The organism is Aeromonas sp. R10-1 (assembly GCF_040908465.1).
Classification (GTDB): domain Bacteria; phylum Pseudomonadota; class Gammaproteobacteria; order Enterobacterales; family Aeromonadaceae; genus Aeromonas; species Aeromonas caviae.
This window is the reverse complement of the sequence record NZ_JBFODT010000022.1, coordinates 68946-85311: the sequence shown is the minus strand read 5'-3', so window position 1 is coordinate 85311 and position 16366 is coordinate 68946. Positions and strand designations below refer to the sequence as shown.

Here is a 16366-nt window from a genome sequence, read left to right as displayed (position 1 = left end):
CATGCTGACCCGACTCTGGTGGCTGATCCGAAAAGAGCTGCAGGCCCTGATGGGCAATACTCAGGGGCGCTTTCTGCTCATCATGCCGGTGCTGCTGCAGACCGCCCTCTTCCCGTTCGCCGCCACTCTGGAGGTGACCGGCAACACGCTGGCCATCTACAACCAGGATGGCGGCGCCCAGAGCCGCGAGCTGCTGGAGCGCCTCACCCATATGCCAGCCTTTACCACCATCATCCCGGTGCAGGGCGAGGCGGGCATGACCGAGGCCATCACCGGGCAGCAGGCGCTGCTCGGGCTGATTATTCCGGGGGATTTCTCCCGCCGATTGGCGCGCGGCGAACCGGCCAAGGTGCAGCTGATCATCGACGGCCGCCGCTCCAACGGCGGTCAGGTGGCGGCTGGCTACATCAGTCAGGTGATCGCCCGCTGGCAAAGTGAGGGCAAGGGGCAACCCGAGCTGGCGGTACGCAACCTCTACAACCCCAACGTCGAGTTCCACTGGCATATCCTGCCGGCGCTGGTGGCCATCATCACCACCACCGGCTGTCTGATTGTCACCGCCCTCTCGGTCGCGCGGGAGCGGGAAGAGGGCACCTTCGATCAGCTGCTGGTCTCCCCCCTCACCGCGGGCTGGATCATGGCGGGCAAGGCGGTGCCCGGCATCCTGGTGGCGGTGGGGCAAGGGTGCATAGTCGCGCTGGCCGCCCGTTTTGTCTTTCACCTCCCCTTCGCGGGGAGCCTCAGTCTGCTGCTGGCGGGCATGGTCTGCTACGGCCTGGCACTGGCCGGGATCGGGCTCTTCATCTCGTCGTTCTGCTCGACCCAGCAGCAGGCCTTTCTCGGGGTCTTCTCCTTCACCGTCCCGGCGGTGATCCTCTCGGGCTATATCTCGCCGGTGGAGAACATGCCGCAGGTGTTCCAATGGCTGGCGGCCATCGACCCCCTCACCCACTTCATCGTGCTGCTCAAGGGGGTCTTTTTGAAGGGGCTCGGCTGGTCGGCCGCCTGGCCCCTGATCTGGCCCCTGCTCGCCATCGCCGGCGTCACCCTGTCGCTGGCGCTCGCCATGTTCCGCCGCCATATCGTCTGACTCGCCACCTTGCTCAGCTGATGCCCATTGATACCGGTCTCGCCAGTGCGAGACCGGTCTTTTTCCGACCGAAGTTTTCACTCCCCGGCAGTGGGTAAACCGGGCTTTCCCTCCACCATTCCTCACCCCGAGCCAGCCCAGAAATCATTAACTGGTATACCTATTTTTGTATAGTGTTGAATTTTCTCGAATTACCCCTGAGGAGATATATAAATAGACACTTGATTTGCATCAATCGCCCACCCCTGCCGACTGGGTAGCCTAGCCTCAGAATGATGTTTTATTACTCCAAACTTGAGGCAACTATGAGCAAAGTCAGACTGGTCGTTGTGGGCAACGGCATGGTGGGGCACCGCTTCATCGAAGAGCTGATCGAGCGGGCCGACCCGGGCCGCTACGAGATCACCGTCTTCGGTGCAGAACCCCGTCCCGCCTACGATCGCGTCCATCTCTCCTCCTACTTCTCCCATCACACCAGCGAAGATCTCTCCCTCGTCAAACCCGGCTTCTACGACAAGCACGGCATCCGCCTGCTGCTCGGCGAAGCGGTGAAAAAAATCGACAGGGCCAACCGCGAAGTGCATTCCAACAAGGGCACAGTGGTCGGGTACGACAAGCTGGTGCTGGCCACCGGCTCCTACCCCTGGGTGCCGCCCATCCAGGGCAGCCAGCACCACGAGTGCTTCGTCTATCGCACCATCGAGGATCTGAAAGCCATCCGCAGCGCCGCCAGGAGCGGCAAGAGCGGGGTGGTGATCGGGGGCGGTCTGCTTGGCCTCGAAGCCGCCGGCGCCCTCAAGGCGCTGGGTCTCGAGACCCACGTGGTGGAATTTGCCCCTGTGCTGATGGCCGAGCAGCTCGACGGTCAGGGCGGCCAGCTGCTGCGCCGCAAGATTGAATCCATGGGCGTGCAGGTACACACCAGCAAGAGCACCAGCGAGATCCTGATGCATGGCGGCGAGCAGGCGAAACACCGCCTCGCCTTTGCCGATGGCAGCCAGCTGGAAGTGGACGTGGTGGTCTTCTCCACCGGCATTCGCCCGCAAGATACCCTCGGCCGTTACGGTGATCTCGCCATCGCCGAGCGTGGCGGCATCGTCATCGATGATCACTGCCTCACCTCAGACCCCGACATCTATGCCATCGGCGAGTGCGCCGCCTGGCAGGGCCGCTTCTTCGGGCTGGTGGCACCGGGCTACAAGATGGCCCAGATCACCGTCGACCATCTGCTCGGCGGCGACAGCCGTTTCGAAGGGGCGGACATGAGCGCCAAGCTCAAGCTGCTCGGCGTCTCCGTCGGCTCCATCGGTGATGCCCACGGCCGCACCCCGGGCAGCCACAGCTATGTGTTCCAGGACGATCAAGCCGGCGTCTACAAGAAGATCGTGGTGAGCGAAGACAACAGCCGATTGCTCGGCGCCGTGCTGGTGGGTGACGTGGAAGATTACGGCAACCTGCTGCAGATGATGCTCAATGCCCTGCCGCTGCCGAGCCACCCGGACACCCTGATCCTGCCCGCCTACGCCGGTGCCAAACCGACGCTGGGGGTGGATGCCCTGCCGGAGAGCGCCCAGATCTGCTCCTGCTTCGACGTATCCAAGGGCGACATCGCCAAGGCGGTGGCCGAAGGTCACACCACCCTGGCCGCCATCAAGCAGCACACCAAGGCCGGTACCGGCTGTGGCGGCTGCGTGCCGCTCATCAGTCAGGTACTCAACGCCGAGCTGGTGAAGCAGGGCATCGAGGTCAACAACCACCTCTGCGCCCACTTCCCCCACTCCCGTCAGGAGCTGTTCCACCTGGTCAAGGTGGAGGGGATCAAGAGCTTCGACGAGCTGCTGGCCAAACACGGTCAGGGCTATGGCTGCGAGGTGTGCAAACCGACCGTCGGCTCCATCCTCGCCTCCTGCTGGAACGAGCATGTGCTGAGCCCGCGCAACATCCCGTTGCAGGACACCAACGACATCTTCCTCGGCAACATGCAAAAAGACGGCAGCTACTCCGTCATCCCGCGCATGGCCGGTGGCGAAGTGACCCCGGAGGGGCTGCTGGCAGTGGCCGAAGTGGCCCGCGACTACAAGCTCTACACCAAGATCACCGGCGCCCAGCGCATCGGCCTGTTCGGGGCCCAGAAGGATGATCTGCCCGCCATCTGGCGCAAGCTGCTGGCGGCCGGTTTCGAGACCGGTCAGGCCTACGCCAAGGCGCTGCGCATGGCCAAGACCTGCGTCGGCAGCACCTGGTGCCGCTTCGGCGTGCAGGACAGCGTTGGCCTCGGGGTCTTCCTCGAGAACCGCTACAAGGGCATTCGCACCCCGCACAAGATGAAGTTCGGCGTCTCCGGCTGTACCCGCGAATGTGCGGAAGCCCAGGGCAAGGATGTCGGCATCATCGCCACCGATGCGGGCTGGAACCTCTATGTGGGCGGCAACGGCGGCATGAAGCCGCGCCACGCCGACCTGCTGGCGTCTGACCTCGACCGCGAGACCCTCATCAAGCTGATCGACCGCTTTATGATGTTCTACGTCACCAGCGCCGACAAACTGCAGCGCACCTCGGTCTGGCTTGGCAATCTGGAAGGGGGCGTCGACTACCTGCGCGAAGTGATCGTCGACGACAAGCTGGGGCTGGCCGAGACGCTGGAGCGCGATATCCAGACCCTCATCGACAGCTACGAGTGCGAATGGTCGCGCACCCTCAACGAAGAGGAGGCGCTCAAGCGATTCAGCCACTTCATCAACAGCGACAAGCGCGATCCGGACGTGCAGTTCGTCGCCGAACGCGACCAGCACAGACCCGCCACTCCGGCCGAGCGCATCCCTGTCTACCAGATCGAGGTGGAAACCAAATGATGAAACTTGCCTGCCAACTCAACGACATCCTGCCGGGCACCGGCGTCTGCGCTCTGATCGAGGGTCGTCAGATCGCTCTGTTCCGCCCCAGCGCGGCCGCCGAGGTGTTCGCCATCGACAACCGGGATCCCTTCTTCGCCGCCAACGTGCTGTCGCGGGGCCTGATCTGCGAACACGACGGTGATCTCTGGGTGGCCAGCCCCCTCAAGAAGCAGCGCTTTCGCCTGAGCGACGGCCACTGTTTCGACAACCCTGCGATGTCGGTGCAGAGCTACCCCGTTGAAGTGCGCGACCAGCAGGTCTGGGTCGCCGTCTAACACCAGACCCCACCCCGGCCCTCCCCTTCACAGGTGAGGGAGCAAAAAGCTCCTCCCCCTTGACAAGGGGGAGGCAGGGAGGGGGTTAAAAAACAGTCAGGGCTGCCCGCGGGCGGCCCTCTTGAAGGAAACAAAGATGTATACCGAAACCATCAACAAGTGCGCCGCCAACGCGGCCCGCATCAACCGCTTCGAGCGCAGCGACAAGCTTGGCTTCTGGCTCAGCTCCGCCATGGCGGGAGCCTATGTGGGCCTCGGCATCATCCTCATCTTCACCCTGGGCAATCTGGTGGACCCCGCCATCAGGCCGCTGGTGATGGGGGCCACCTTCGGCATCGCCCTGACGCTCGTCATCATCGCCGGCTCCGAGCTGTTCACCGGCCACACCATGTTCCTCACCTTCGGGGTGAAGACCGGCAAAATTTCCATGGGGGATCTGCTGCGCATCCTGCCGCAGACCTGGGCCGGCAACCTGCTCGGCTCCATCGCGGTGGCGCTGATCTACTCCTACGGCGGCAGCCTGCTGCCAGACGCGGGCAGCCTGGCGCACAAGGTCGCGCTGGCCAAGACCCAGGCACCGGCGCTGACCCTGTTCATGAAGGGCGTGCTGTGCAACTGGCTGGTCTGCCTCGCCATCTGGATGGCGCTGCGCACCGAGGGTGCCGCCAAGTTCATCGCCATCTGGTGGTGCCTGCTCGCCTTCATCGCCTCCGGCTACGAGCACTCGGTCGCCAACATGACCCTGTTCGCCCTCTCCTGGTTCGGTGCCCACTCCGAGGCCTACACCCTGAGCGGCATCGGCCACAACCTGCTGTGGGTGACCCTGGGCAACACCGTCTCCGGCGCCCTCTTCATGGGCCTCGGCTACTGGTATGCCACCCCCAAGGCTGAGCGCCCGGTTGCGGTGAGCGAGACCACCAGCACCGCCAACCAGACCCAAACCGCCTGATCAGGAGGCCCCATGGACTACTTGCCCATCTTTTGCCGACTCGACAACAAACCCGTGCTGCTGGTCGGCGGCGGCGAGGTAGCAGAGCGCAAGGCGCGCCTGCTGCTGGATGCCGGAGCCCAGCTCACCGTGGTCGCGCCCGATCTCGACCCCGAGCTGGCGGAACTGGCTGCCAACGGGACCATCGAGTGGCTGGCCGGTGAATTTGCGCCGCAGCAACTGGCGGGCAAGTGGCTGGTGGTAGCCGCCACCGATCGGCGCGAGGTGAATGCCCTGGTCTACCAGAGCGCCAATATGGCGCGGATCTTTGCCAACGTGGTGGATGACCCGAAACGCTCCAGCTTCATCATGCCGTCGATCATCGATCGCTCGCCCCTGATGGTGGCCATCTCCTCCGGTGGCAAGGCGCCGGTGCTGGCCCGCTTGCTGCGGGAAAAACTCGAGGCCCTGCTGCCGCAACATCTGGGCGCCGTGGCGACCTTCGCCGGCAGCCTGCGGGAGCGGGTCAAGGCCCGCTTCGCCACCATGGGCGAGCGGCGCCGCTTCTGGGAACGGCTGCTCGGAACGGATCGGCTCGGGCAGGCACTGGCACGGGGTGATAGCGCCTCAGCCAATCAGCTGGCCGACAATCTGTTTGCCGACGAAAGCCAGAGCGCTGGCGAGGTGGTGCTGGTGGGGGCCGGCCCCGGCGATCCGGGCCTGCTCACCCTGCACGCCCTGCGCCAGATGCAGCAGGCGGACGTAGTGGTCTATGACCGGCTGGTCTCGGATGAGGTGATGGCGCTGGTGCGCCGCGACGCCAAACGCATCTTCGTCGGCAAGCAGGCGGGCAACCACTGCGTGCCGCAGGAGGGGATCAACCAGCTGTTGCTGGAGGAGGCGAAGAAGGGCCAGCGGGTGGTGCGGCTGAAGGGGGGTGACCCCTTTATCTTCGGCCGTGGCGGCGAGGAGCTGGAGACGCTGGTCGGCAGCGGCATCGGTTTTCAGGTGGTGCCGGGGATCACCGCGGCCAGCGGCTGCGCGGCCTACGCCGGCATTCCGCTGACCCACCGGGATCACGCCCAGAGCGTGCGCTTCGTCACCGCCCACGGCAAGGGGGGCGCCCGGGATCTCGACTGGCCGCTGCTGGCCAAGGACAAGCAGACGCTGGTGTTCTATATGGGGCTCTCATCCTGCGCCACCATCCGCGAGCAGCTGCTGGCCCACGGCAAGGCGGGCGACACCCCGGTGGCGCTGATCGAGCGCGGCACCCAGCCAAGCCAGCGGGTCATTCGCGGCACCCTCGATCAGTTGCCCGAACTGGCGCTGGGGGTCGAGAGCCCGGCCCTCATCATGGTGGGATCTGTGGTGACCCTGGCGGACCAGCTTGCCTGGTTCGGGCAAGGATGCGCCGCAGACGCGGCCCTGGCCTCGGCCTGATCGCTGCATCCATTCCAACGCCACCCTCGGGTGGCGTTTCTTTTTCTGCATCTACTGTCATAACCTCTTGTTTTGAGTCTGGTATCCTATGGGCTGTGTCAGCCGGACCACCGAATTCAGGAATTCTGCTTCATGTCCCTCCCCCCCAAGAACAGCGCCAAACAGCGTGAACACGACAGAGCCCGCATCCTCACGCTGCTGCTGGCCGATGACGCCCTCACCGAGAGCCTGCTCGACCCGCAAGGGGAGCAGGACGCAGAGCTTCGGGACCAGACCAGCGAGCTGACCCGGCTGGTCAACAGCCTGCCCGCCGCCGATATCGCCGATGCGCTGGAATCCCTGCCGCCGGACGAGCGCCACGTGCTGTGGCAGCAGGTGGATGCAGACAAGCACGGCCAGATCCTGGTGGAAGCGTCGGAGACGGTGTGGGACAGCCTCATCAGCGGCATGAGCGACAAGGAGCTGCTGCACGCCCTGAGCACCCTCGACATCGACGACCAGATCTACCTGGGCCAGCACCTGCCCCGCAACCTGATGGGGCGGCTGCTCACCTCCATGGCGCCGGTGGACAGGGACAAGGTGCGGGAGGTGATCCGCTACGGCAAGCACACGGTCGGCGCCATGATGGACTTCGAGCTCATCACGGTGCGGCCCGACGTGACCCTGGCCACCGTCCAGCGCTATCTGCGCCTGCGCGGCCAGATCCCCGACAACACCGACAAGCTGTTTGTCACCGATCGGCGCAACCGGCTGCAGGGGGAGCTGCCCCTCACCGCCGTGCTGCTGCACAAGCCCGAAACCCTGGTGAGCGACGCGATGGAGAAGGATCCGGTCACCTTCGATCCGGAAGACAACGACGAGGCCGCCGCCCGCACCTTCGAGCGGGACGACCTGGTCTCCGCCGCCGTGGTGGATGCCAGGGGCAAGCTGATGGGCCGGCTCACCGTCGCCGAGGTGGTGGATCTGGTCTATGAAGAGAGCGACACCGATCTGCGCCGGATGGGGGGGATCAGCGAGGAAGAAGACGTGTTCGCCCCCGTCTCCAAGGCGGTCAAGACCCGCTGGGCCTGGCTCGCCATCAACCTCTGCACCGCCTTCGTGGCATCGCGGGTGATCGGTCTGTTCGAGCACACCATCTCCCAGCTGGTGGCGCTGGCGGCGCTGATGCCCATCGTCGCCGGCATCGGCGGCAACACCGGCAACCAGACCATCACCATGATAGTGCGGGCGCTGGCGCTGCAGCATATCCAGACAGGCAACGTCTCCTTCCTGCTGTGGCGCGAGCTGGGGGTGGCCCTGATCAACGGCCTGGTGTGGGGCGGCATCATGGGCATCGCCACCTTCCTGCTCTATCAGGATGCGGCGCTCGGGGGCGTGATGACGCTCGCCATGATCCTCAACCTGCTGGTGGCGGCCCTGATGGGGGTCATCATCCCCATGACCATGAGTCGGCTGGGGCGCGACCCGGCGGTGGGGGCCAGCGTGATGATCACCGCCATCACCGACACCGGCGGCTTCTTCATCTTCCTGGGGCTGGCGACCCTGTTCCTGCTCTAGGGCCCAAGGCTGACCGTCTGCGGCTCCTGCCATGACACGGGGCCGCTTTCGCGCAAAAACGGCATTTCACGCCACTGGGCAAGGAATAGTCGTTGAAATGCCAACCCCACTCCTTATACTGGATCCACCTGTTTCCAGCGGTGGATCTGACACAATGGAATACAACACTTCAGAACTGTGCGACATCTATCAGGACATGGTGGATGTGCTCGAACCCATGCTCTGCTCCTTCGGCGGCCGCGCCTCTTTCGGCGGCGTCATCACCACAGTCAAATGCTTCGAATCAAACGGCCTGATCCGTGAACTGGTCAAGGAGAACGGCGTTGGTCGCGTGCTGTTGATCGACGGTGGCGGCTCCATGCGTCGTGCCCTGATCGACAGCGAGATCGCCACCACGGCGGCGGAAAATGAGTGGGAAGGGATCGTCTGCTACGGTTGCGTCCGTGAGGTCGATATCCTGGAAGATCTCGACATCGGCATTCAGGCCCTGGCGGCCATTCCGGTGGGCGCCGACAGCAAGGATATCGGGGAAACCGATCTGCCTGTCAACTTCGGCGGCGTCACCTTCCTGCCGGATGACCACCTCTATGCCGATACCACAGGGGTGATCCTCTCCCCCGATGCCCTCGACATCGAGTAAATAACGCTGAGTGAAAATGGGAGCCCTGGCTCCCATTTTTTATGCCCGCTGATGGCGGAAAAGACGCAAAAAAAAGAGGGCCAGTAAACTACTGGCCCCTTAACTGGAAGCAATGTGAGCAATGTCGTGCCTTCACAAGAAGTCCATCACGTTGGAACAAATGAAGTCTTTCCCGGAAAACAAGGTAACAATAATCATTCTCATTTAACTGTGCAAGCCTTATTTGCGAAGATCGCAAAAAAATTGACCACCCATGGGGGTGGTCAATCTCATCAGGCTTGTCGCGTAGCAGCTTGCAGGCCAGCCAATCCGGCCTCCCCCACCAGCTTGCGGCTGAGATAGCGCAGCAGCACACCGTAAAGCGGCACAAAAAACCCCAGACTTATCAGCAACTTGAATACGTAATCCACGGTCGCGATCTCGACCCAGTGCTCGGCCATGAAGGGATCCGTGCTGCGCCAGAAGGCGATGCTGAAGAAGGCGATGGTATCCACCAGATTGCCGAACAGGGTGGAGGCCGCCGGTGCCACCCACCAGGCTTTCAGCAGGCGCAGGCGGTTGAACACCACCACATCCATGAACTGGCCCACCAGATAGGCCATAAAGCTGGCTAACGCGATCCGGGCAACAAAGAGATTGAACTCTGCCAGATTGCCCACCCCCTGGAAGCTCCCTTCGAAGAAGAGCACCGAGAGCACGTAGGACACGGTCAATGCCGGCAGCATCACGGTCTGGATGATCTTGCGCGCCAGGCCGGCGCCGAAGATCCGCACCGTCAGATCGGTGGCCAGGAAAATGAACGGGAAGCTGAAGGCACCCCAGGTGGTGTGGAAGCCAAAGATGGTGATCGGCAGCTGCACCAGGTAGTTGCTGCTGGCAATGATCAGGATGTGGAACAACGAGAGACGCATCAGTGCCGTCTGGTACTGAGCCGGAGTCAGGTTCATATTGTGACCTTTTTGGTTAATGGGGTTAGGGAACCCATATCGCCACCATGGCGATAATCAAGGGGCGAGATTATACGCCCCAAAATTGATAGTTCAATCTTTATGCGGTTATCTCAAGGGATTGACTCGCATCGCACGCCAAGCTCACTCCCGGGACTGCCGAGCCAGCCAGAGCAGCGCCTCCGCGTCGTCCGGCTGCACCGCCGCCAGCCAGCAGCCGCTGTAATGCTCGTACTCGAGCCGAAAGCGGCTGCCTTCAAACTCCAGCAGCCAGCTGTGGCGATCCGCCCCCCACTCCCGCTCGAGGGCCGCCAGCTCCCACTCCTGCAACAGGGCCTCGGCCAAGGTCGGGAAGCTGTCCCAGTCAAGGCCCGGGCAGGTCAGCATCACCACCCCGGCTTCCCTGTCTGTCTGCGTGATACGCCAGTTCATCTGTGGTTCCTCAACTGCTGCACGAGAGCTCGCCCCCGCAATACCAGCCCGGATGCGGAGTGGCGAGATCCTCGTATGCCGGTTGCTCATCATAGGGATGCTGCAGGGCCGCAAACAGCCGCTCGAACGGCGCCATGTCGCCCTGCTCTGCCGCCTCGATCACCTGCTGGGCCAGCGCGTTGCGCAGCACATACTTGGGATTGACTGCATCCATCTGCCCCTTGCGCACGCCATCCTCGCTCCCTTCCCGGGCGAGGCGTGCCCGATAGACCTCAAGCCACCCCTGCCAGACGGCAGGATCCGGCAACAGGGCCAGCAGGCTGGCGGGCCACGCTCCCTCTCGCGTCACCTCACCGAGACGTCGCAGGAAGAGGTGGTAATCCACCTTGTGCGCCGCCAGCAGCCGGAACAACTCGCGGAACAGCGCCGGATCCTCCTCTTCCCACACCGCCAGCCCCAGCTTGGCGCGCATCAGCTCGGAGTAGTGCAACATCAGCTGGTGCTCGTACTGGGCCAGGGCCGACGCGAGCGCGTCGCCATCCACATGGCCGGCCAGCGCCTGTGCCAGCTTCTGCAGGTTCCAGTAGCCGATCGCAGGCTGCTGATCCAGCGCATAGCGACCATCCGGATCCGAGTGGTTGCAGACGAAGTCCGGCACATAGGCGTCGATGAAACCGTAGGGGCCGTAATCCAGGGTCAGCCCGAGCAGGGACATGTTGTCGGTGTTCATCACCCCGTGACAGAACCCCGCCGCCTGCCACTTGGCGATGAGCCGCGCGGTGCGGCGCACTACTTCGGCAAACAGCTCGGCGCCATCGGTCAGCTCGGGGAAGTGGTAACGCCGCGCATAGTCGATGAGGGCCGGGATCTTCTCCCCCTGCCCGCTCCATGCGAAATACTCGAAGTGACCGAAGCGCAGATGGCTCGGCGCGGTGCGCAGCACGGTCGCCCCGCTCTCCACCTGCTCCCGGTAGACAGGCTCGTCACTGCCCAGCAGCACCAGAGCCCGGGTGGTGGGAATGCCGAGGGCATGCAGCGCCTCGGAAGCCAGGTACTCGCGAATGCTGGATCGCAGCACGGCACGGCCGTCGCCGAAGCGGGAGAATGGCGTCTTGCCCGCCCCTTTGAGGTGCAGGTCCCAGCGGCTGGCATCAGGCGCCAGCTGCTCCCCCAGCAGCAGAGCGCGGCCATCCCCGAGGCGCGGGCTGTAACCACCGAACTGGTGGCCCGCATAGACCTGGGCCACCGGCTGCATGCCCGGCAGGGGCTGCCCCTGGCCGCAACAAGCGAGCCACTGCGCCTCGCTCACCTCCCCGAGCCCCAGCTCACCAAGCAGCGCACGGTTCAGATGCAGCAATCTGGGGCCATGCAGCGGCTGCGGGACAACGGGCTCGCAAGCCCAAGGGAGTTCGGTGGCAAAAGTGTTGATCAACTTCATGGTGATGGAGGTTGTCCCTGCGTATGCTCGTGTCACTCTTTATACCGCCGTCGGCTCGTCGAGGCTAACAGGCGATCACGATTATTCATTTCAAGGAGAAGACGATGCCAAAGTGGGTCTATACCCTGCCCCTGCTGGCGCTTGCCTGGGGCCATCAGGCCAAGGCGGCCGACATAGACGCAGGCAAGACCAAATCCGTGGTCTGTGCCGCCTGTCATGGCGTGGATGGCAAGGCGAGCGTCCCGACCTACCCCCACCTCGCGGGCCAGAACCAGGCCTATTTGCTCAAGCAGATGAAAGCGTTCAAGGAGGGTTCCCGTACCGAGCCGCTGATGGTTCCCTTCATGGCGATGCTGACCGAGGCGGACATGGAGAATCTGGCAGCCTATTACGCCAGCCTGAAATAATGCATGGCGCCGACCAACGGGCGCCTTTTCACTGTTTGTTGTGCCAGCCTACCGGCGGCAGTAGTCGATGATCAGGTCCATAAAGGCCTCACCGAAGCGCTCCAGCTTGCGGTGACCGACACCGTTGACCGCCAGCATTTCCTCCTCGGTCATCGGCATGAGCTGTGCCATCTCCACCAGGGTGGCGTCGTTGAACACCACGTAGGGCGGCACTTCTTCATCCTCGGCGATCTGCTTGCGCAGGGCACGCAGCTCCTTGAACAGCCGCTTGTCATAGTTGGCGTTGTCGAGCAGGCCGTTGCGCTTCTCCTTGCGACTGGAGATGGGCTGCAGGCGGGGGACTGCCAGTTCAAGCTTCATCTCGCCACGCAGCACGGGTCGAGCCGCTTCGGTCAGCTGCAACACCAGATTGCGGGTGATGTTCTGGGTCAGCAACCCCTTGTGGATCAGCTGGCGGATGACGCTCATCCAGTATTCGTGGCTCTGATCCTTGCCGATGCCGTAGGTCGAGAGCTTGTCGTGACCGTGATCCTTGATGCGCTGGTTCAGCGATCCGCGCAGCACCTCCACCACATAACCCACCCCGAAATTCTGTCCCACCCGCCAGACGCAGGAGAGCGCCTTCTGGGCATCTTCGGTGCCGTCATAACTCTGGGGCGGATCGAGGCAGATGTCGCAGTTGCCGCACGGCTTGTCGTTGTACTCGCCGAAGTAGTTGAGCAGCACCTGACGGCGGCAGGTCTGCGCCTCGGCGAAGGCCGCCATCACGTTGAGCTTGTACTGCTCCACCTGCAACTGCTGTGGGTTTTCGATGTTGTCGAGCAGCCGGCGCACCCGGCCAATGTCGGCGGGATCGTAGAGCAGCAGTGCCTCGGCCGGAGTGCCGTCACGCCCGGCGCGGCCGGTTTCCTGATAGTAGGATTCGATGTTCTTCGGGATGTCGTAGTGCACCACGAAGCGCACGTTGGGCTTGTCGATGCCCATGCCGAACGCCACCGTCGCCACCACGATTTCGATGTCATCCTTGAGGAAGGCCTCCTGGGTCTGCTGACGCAGCTCCAGCGACAGACCGGCATGATAGGGTGCCGCCTTGCAGCCGTGACGGGATAGCCGCTCGGCCACCTCCTCCACCCGATTGCGGCTGGAGCAGTAGACGATGCCGCAGTTGCCCTTCTGGCTCTGCACGTAGCGCAGCAACTGCTCCGCTGCCTTGAACTTCTCCACCAGGCTGTAGCGGATATTGGGCCGATCGAAGCTGGCGGTGTGGATGAAGGGATCGTTCAGTTCCAGCCGGTGCAGCATGTCGCTGCGGGTCGCCTCGTCGGCGGTGGCGGTGAGCGCTACCACCGGCACCTGGGGGAACCACTGCTTGAGCCGTCCCAGCGCCGCGTATTCCGGCCGAAAATCGTGCCCCCACTGGGAGACGCAGTGGGCCTCGTCGATGGCGAACAGGCCGAGGGGCAACTCCGCCAACCGGTCCATGAACTCGTGCTGCAGCAAACGCTCGGGGGAAACATAAACCAGCTTGATCTCGCCCCGGCGCATGGCGGCAAAGTTCTGGATCATCTCTTCCCGGCTCAGTGCCGAGTTGATGTAGACCGCCGCCACGCCGTTGGCGCGCAGGGTGTCGACCTGATCCTTCATCAGCGAGATGAGGGGGGAGACCACCACACCGAGCCCGGGTCGCAGCAGCGCCGGGATCTGGTAGCAAAGCGACTTGCCGCCGCCGGTGGGTTTGAGCACCAAGGCATCGCGCCCCGCCACTATCTGCTCGATGATCTCGAGCTGGCCCGGCCGAAACTGCTGATAGCCAAACACCGCCTGCAACAGGGCAAGGGGATTCTCTGGCTGAGGGTCAGGCAGGGTTTCGGCAATGACGGTCATGGGCTCTCCTTTGGGGTCGCCATTCTAAAGCAGCCGCCGCCCACAATAAACCTGCCATTGCGAGTGTTAAGGAAGTGTTGCAGACTGGCTGGAGTTTTTACTCGGCTTTGATGACAGGGCGGACTCAAGGAATGAAACAGATGCTCAAGAAGATGGCGCTCAGTGGCATAGCCAACCTGTTCGCCGAAAAGATGCCCTTCAACAAGCTGATCGGCATGCAAGTCACCCACTACGACTTCGATAAAGTGGAGCTGCGCATCAAGATGGAACAGAAGCTCATCGGCAACCCTTTCCACAACATACTGCACGGCGGCGTCACCGCCAGCCTGCTCGACGTGGCGGGCGGCATGATAGTCGCAGCCTCCTGCATCGACGAGCTGGAGAACTTCTCCCCCAGCTATCTCAAGGAGCGCTTCTCGCGGCTTGGCACCATCGATCTGCGGGTGGACTATCTTCGTCCCGGTCGCGGCAACGAGTTCATCGCCACCGCCCACATCATCCGAGCAGGCAGCAAGGTCGCGGTCGCCCGCATGGAGCTGCACAACGAAGAGGGCACTCACATCGCCTTCGGCACGGGGACCTACCTCGTCGGCTAATGGTTTTTATTGCATAAAAAGTGCGCTTCTAAGCTGATTTTAATCATTAGAATTCTTACCCCCTCCTCCGCTCAGGGTCCATACTGAAAGTCGGGATTCTGTGCAGAGGGAGGATTGCAGACGATGAGCGCGATACTGGCTACCCAACCATCCAGAGCCTTGCTGACACGACTTGAGGCCATGCGCGAAGAAGTGCAGACCCCAGAGTGCCGTCACTGGTTGGAACAGGAGCTGGAGGGGTATTCTCTCTGTTCACCCCTGCCCTGGTATCGCATCATTGCCTGTCGGCAACGCGGTCACTTCCTGAATCTGAAGACGGGAAAATATCTGACTTGCCATATCGGCAGCCAAACGCTAAGCCAACGCGACCTGGCCCAAGTTCAGTTCATCTATGCCCGTGAACCCGCCGCCCACTATTTACTGCGTCACGATTCCCATATCGAGCCCTGGCCGGAATCGCTGCTGGAAGCGTATCGAGAACAGCTGATCCCTGGTCATCTCTGCCTGCAAGCCTGGCATGAGCCCGTGTCTTCGCTGCGTTCACAACTGATGGAGGGAATAGCACATTTCATTAGTGAGTACCCCAAGCATGCGGCCCTGCAAACCCAACACGGTTTCAAGGCATTGCGGCATCAACACTGGCATATCTGAATGAGCGCCTGGGGCGCAAGGAGGGCACCATCGACAAGACCCATAACGAGATTGTCACAATCTAGAGTGCCGGAGTCAGGATCAGACTCCACCAGTGGGGCCACCGAGCGGTGGCCCTTTTAGTTGGGCAAATGAGGGAGATCGGAGCAGTAGAAGCAATCGACAATGGAAATGTCAGCTTTGCTTCAACAAACCAAATGCGAAAAGGCCGCTCATTGAGCGGCCTTTTCAAATGTGGTCGGTGTGAGAGGATTCGAACCTCCGACCCCTTCGTCCCGAACGAAGTGCGCTACCAAGCTGCGCTACACACCGATGTCTGCGGGGCGAGAATTTACCGAAAGCCCCGACCCGACACAAGCCTTTTTTTGCATTCACTCTAAAAAAATGGCTTTACGCTCAATAATTCAGCGAGTCGCAGCAAAAATCGCCACAAGGTATCTTTCCGCCTGCCTTCAGTCCTGTCGAGGCAACCTGAACTCGGTCGGCCCCAGCAAACGCCGGCTCCAATCCGCCACCACACCATGTTCAAGCCAATGGGCCGCATGCTGGCGCCAGTTGGGAGAGAGCGCCGGGTTCTCCAGCAGCAGTTGCAGATCTTCCTCATTGCGAGCCTGGTTGAACAGGATGTCGGCGGTGCGCTTCACCGTCAGCTCAGGGTAGGGTCTGTCCACCAGTGTCAGCTCCCCCTGCGGATCCACCCTTCCCTCTTCCAGCACCCGCAGCAGCCAGCCACAGCGACCACTCAGCTGCATCACCTGGGAGAGCTGGCCATAGCCAAAGCGCTGGTTGAGCTTGAAACAGGGGGATCTGGGCTGGCTTATCTGGATCAGCGCCTCTCCAAGTCGATAAACATCGCCGATGCAGGCCTGCGCCTCCGTCAGCCCCGAACCAGAGAGATTCTCGCCAAAGGCGGCAGGCTGCCAGGGTGTGCGTGGTACAGGCAGTCCCAGCGCGGTTTGCCAGGTTTTCCACCAGGCGTAGTGCTCCGCCGGGTAATGGTGCAGGGCCCGATCCGGGCCGCCATGATGGCGTCTGTCGCTATGCTCATCCCCGCGAAGGCCGAGGAAATCGCACCACAGAGGGACGTCGGCAGGCTGCTTGTGGATGGCACTGATGAGGCCGGGGGCCTGCTCTGGGTTCAGTTCGGCGCTCTGGCCGATGAAGAGGGAGATCCGCATTCCATTCTC

Annotated in this window: 15 protein-coding genes and 1 tRNA gene; 10 read left to right on the top strand and 6 right to left on the bottom strand. The window is 62.6% G+C overall.

The annotated features are described in order from the left end of the window. The first annotated feature begins 1 nt into the window (after position 1). The 7 genes from AB5Y93_RS10080 (at position 2) to rraA (ending at position 8824) form a co-directional block, all read left to right on the top strand. Entirely contained in the window at positions 2 to 1090 is a 1089-nt protein-coding gene (locus AB5Y93_RS10080) for an ABC transporter permease (protein ID WP_368229268.1), read from the top strand. Between the two features lie 305 nt (positions 1091 to 1395). Beyond that, positions 1396 to 3942 (top strand): nitrite reductase large subunit NirB, encoded by a 2547-nt coding sequence (gene nirB, locus AB5Y93_RS10075; protein ID WP_324024452.1) that lies wholly within the window; start codon positions 1396 to 1398, stop codon positions 3940 to 3942. Then, positions 3942 to 4259, top strand: a complete 318-nt coding sequence (nirD, locus tag AB5Y93_RS10070) for a nitrite reductase small subunit NirD (protein ID WP_042016469.1) — start codon at positions 3942 to 3944, stop codon at positions 4257 to 4259. Before nirB ends, nirD begins: the two co-directional genes overlap by 1 nt. A gap of 136 nt (positions 4260 to 4395) precedes the next feature. Beyond that, positions 4396 to 5208 (top strand): nitrite transporter NirC, encoded by an 813-nt coding sequence (gene nirC / locus AB5Y93_RS10065; protein ID WP_368229267.1) that lies wholly within the window; start codon positions 4396 to 4398, stop codon positions 5206 to 5208. Between the two features lie 12 nt (positions 5209 to 5220). After that, positions 5221 to 6627, top strand: coding sequence for a siroheme synthase CysG (gene cysG, locus AB5Y93_RS10060; RefSeq protein WP_368229266.1), 1407 nt, complete (start codon positions 5221 to 5223; stop codon positions 6625 to 6627). A gap of 132 nt (positions 6628 to 6759) precedes the next feature. Next, a complete protein-coding gene (gene mgtE / locus AB5Y93_RS10055) occupies positions 6760 to 8184 on the top strand; it encodes a magnesium transporter (protein WP_324041028.1) in 1425 nt (474 codons plus the stop codon). A gap of 154 nt (positions 8185 to 8338) precedes the next feature. Continuing rightward, entirely contained in the window at positions 8339 to 8824 is a 486-nt protein-coding gene (gene rraA, locus AB5Y93_RS10050) for a ribonuclease E activity regulator RraA (RefSeq protein ID WP_010676045.1), read from the top strand. 272 nt (positions 8825 to 9096) lie between these two features. Here the strand turns inward: rraA and AB5Y93_RS10045 are convergent, their stop codons facing one another. The 3 genes from AB5Y93_RS10045 to AB5Y93_RS10035 form a co-directional block, all read right to left on the bottom strand. Then, positions 9097 to 9771: a 7-cyano-7-deazaguanine/7-aminomethyl-7-deazaguanine transporter gene (locus AB5Y93_RS10045; RefSeq protein ID WP_324041027.1), complete on the bottom strand. Its 675-nt coding sequence runs from the start codon at positions 9769 to 9771 to the stop codon at positions 9097 to 9099. A gap of 144 nt (positions 9772 to 9915) precedes the next feature. Beyond that, the gene (locus AB5Y93_RS10040) at positions 9916 to 10203 is read right to left on the bottom strand and encodes a DUF3630 family protein (RefSeq protein ID WP_041211964.1); all 288 of its coding nucleotides are present in this window, start codon (positions 10201 to 10203) and stop codon (positions 9916 to 9918) included. A 10-nt stretch (positions 10204 to 10213) separates the two neighbouring features. Further along, entirely contained in the window at positions 10214 to 11641 is a 1428-nt protein-coding gene (locus AB5Y93_RS10035) for a YdiU family protein (protein ID WP_368229265.1), read from the bottom strand. A 104-nt stretch (positions 11642 to 11745) separates the two neighbouring features. On the opposite strand from AB5Y93_RS10035, the gene AB5Y93_RS10030 reads away from it, so the two are divergent. Beyond that, positions 11746 to 12048, top strand: a complete 303-nt coding sequence (locus AB5Y93_RS10030) for a cytochrome c (RefSeq protein WP_324041025.1) — start codon at positions 11746 to 11748, stop codon at positions 12046 to 12048. A 48-nt stretch (positions 12049 to 12096) separates the two neighbouring features. Here the strand turns inward: AB5Y93_RS10030 and recQ are convergent, their stop codons facing one another. Continuing rightward, on the bottom strand, positions 12097 to 13932 hold the full coding sequence (recQ, locus tag AB5Y93_RS10025) for an ATP-dependent DNA helicase RecQ (RefSeq protein WP_324041024.1): 1836 nt from the start codon (positions 13930 to 13932) through the stop codon (positions 12097 to 12099). A gap of 131 nt (positions 13933 to 14063) precedes the next feature. Between recQ and AB5Y93_RS10020 the strand changes: the two genes are divergently transcribed. Beyond that, complete coding sequence (locus AB5Y93_RS10020) at positions 14064 to 14528, top strand: thioesterase family protein (protein WP_069652393.1); 465 nt, start codon at positions 14064 to 14066, stop codon at positions 14526 to 14528. Between the two features lie 123 nt (positions 14529 to 14651). Further along, positions 14652 to 15179 (top strand): hypothetical protein, encoded by a 528-nt coding sequence (locus tag AB5Y93_RS10015; protein ID WP_010676052.1) that lies wholly within the window; start codon positions 14652 to 14654, stop codon positions 15177 to 15179. A gap of 235 nt (positions 15180 to 15414) precedes the next feature. Here the strand turns inward: AB5Y93_RS10015 and AB5Y93_RS10010 are convergent. Next, positions 15415 to 15491 (bottom strand) — tRNA-Pro (locus tag AB5Y93_RS10010). A gap of 140 nt (positions 15492 to 15631) precedes the next feature. Next, a complete protein-coding gene (locus tag AB5Y93_RS10005) occupies positions 15632 to 16357 on the bottom strand; it encodes an MOSC domain-containing protein (protein ID WP_368229264.1) in 726 nt (241 codons plus the stop codon). Between the last annotated feature and the right edge of the window lie 9 nt (positions 16358 to 16366).

What these genes read in the sequence shown, in the direction of transcription:
- AB5Y93_RS10080 (WP_368229268.1), top strand. Translation starts at nt 2, where the DNA reads ATGCTGACCCGACTCTGGTGGCTGATCCGAAAAGAGCTGCAGGCCCTG.
- nirB (WP_324024452.1), top strand. Translation starts at nt 1,396, where the DNA reads ATGAGCAAAGTCAGACTGGTCGTTGTGGGCAACGGCATGGTGGGGCAC.
- nirD (WP_042016469.1), top strand. Translation starts at nt 3,942, where the DNA reads ATGAAACTTGCCTGCCAACTCAACGACATCCTGCCGGGCACCGGCGTC.
- nirC (WP_368229267.1), top strand. Translation starts at nt 4,396, where the DNA reads ATGTATACCGAAACCATCAACAAGTGCGCCGCCAACGCGGCCCGCATC.
- cysG (WP_368229266.1), top strand. Translation starts at nt 5,221, where the DNA reads ATGGACTACTTGCCCATCTTTTGCCGACTCGACAACAAACCCGTGCTG.
- mgtE (WP_324041028.1), top strand. Translation starts at nt 6,760, where the DNA reads ATGTCCCTCCCCCCCAAGAACAGCGCCAAACAGCGTGAACACGACAGA.
- rraA (WP_010676045.1), top strand. Translation starts at nt 8,339, where the DNA reads ATGGAATACAACACTTCAGAACTGTGCGACATCTATCAGGACATGGTG.
- AB5Y93_RS10045 (WP_324041027.1), bottom strand. Translation starts at nt 9,771, where the DNA reads ATGAACCTGACTCCGGCTCAGTACCAGACGGCACTGATGCGTCTCTCG.
- AB5Y93_RS10040 (WP_041211964.1), bottom strand. Translation starts at nt 10,203, where the DNA reads ATGAACTGGCGTATCACGCAGACAGACAGGGAAGCCGGGGTGGTGATG.
- AB5Y93_RS10035 (WP_368229265.1), bottom strand. Translation starts at nt 11,641, where the DNA reads ATGAAGTTGATCAACACTTTTGCCACCGAACTCCCTTGGGCTTGCGAG.
- AB5Y93_RS10030 (WP_324041025.1), top strand. Translation starts at nt 11,746, where the DNA reads ATGCCAAAGTGGGTCTATACCCTGCCCCTGCTGGCGCTTGCCTGGGGC.
- recQ (WP_324041024.1), bottom strand. Translation starts at nt 13,932, where the DNA reads ATGACCGTCATTGCCGAAACCCTGCCTGACCCTCAGCCAGAGAATCCC.
- AB5Y93_RS10020 (WP_069652393.1), top strand. Translation starts at nt 14,064, where the DNA reads ATGAAACAGATGCTCAAGAAGATGGCGCTCAGTGGCATAGCCAACCTG.
- AB5Y93_RS10015 (WP_010676052.1), top strand. Translation starts at nt 14,652, where the DNA reads ATGAGCGCGATACTGGCTACCCAACCATCCAGAGCCTTGCTGACACGA.
- AB5Y93_RS10005 (WP_368229264.1), bottom strand. Translation starts at nt 16,357, where the DNA reads ATGCGGATCTCCCTCTTCATCGGCCAGAGCGCCGAACTGAACCCAGAG.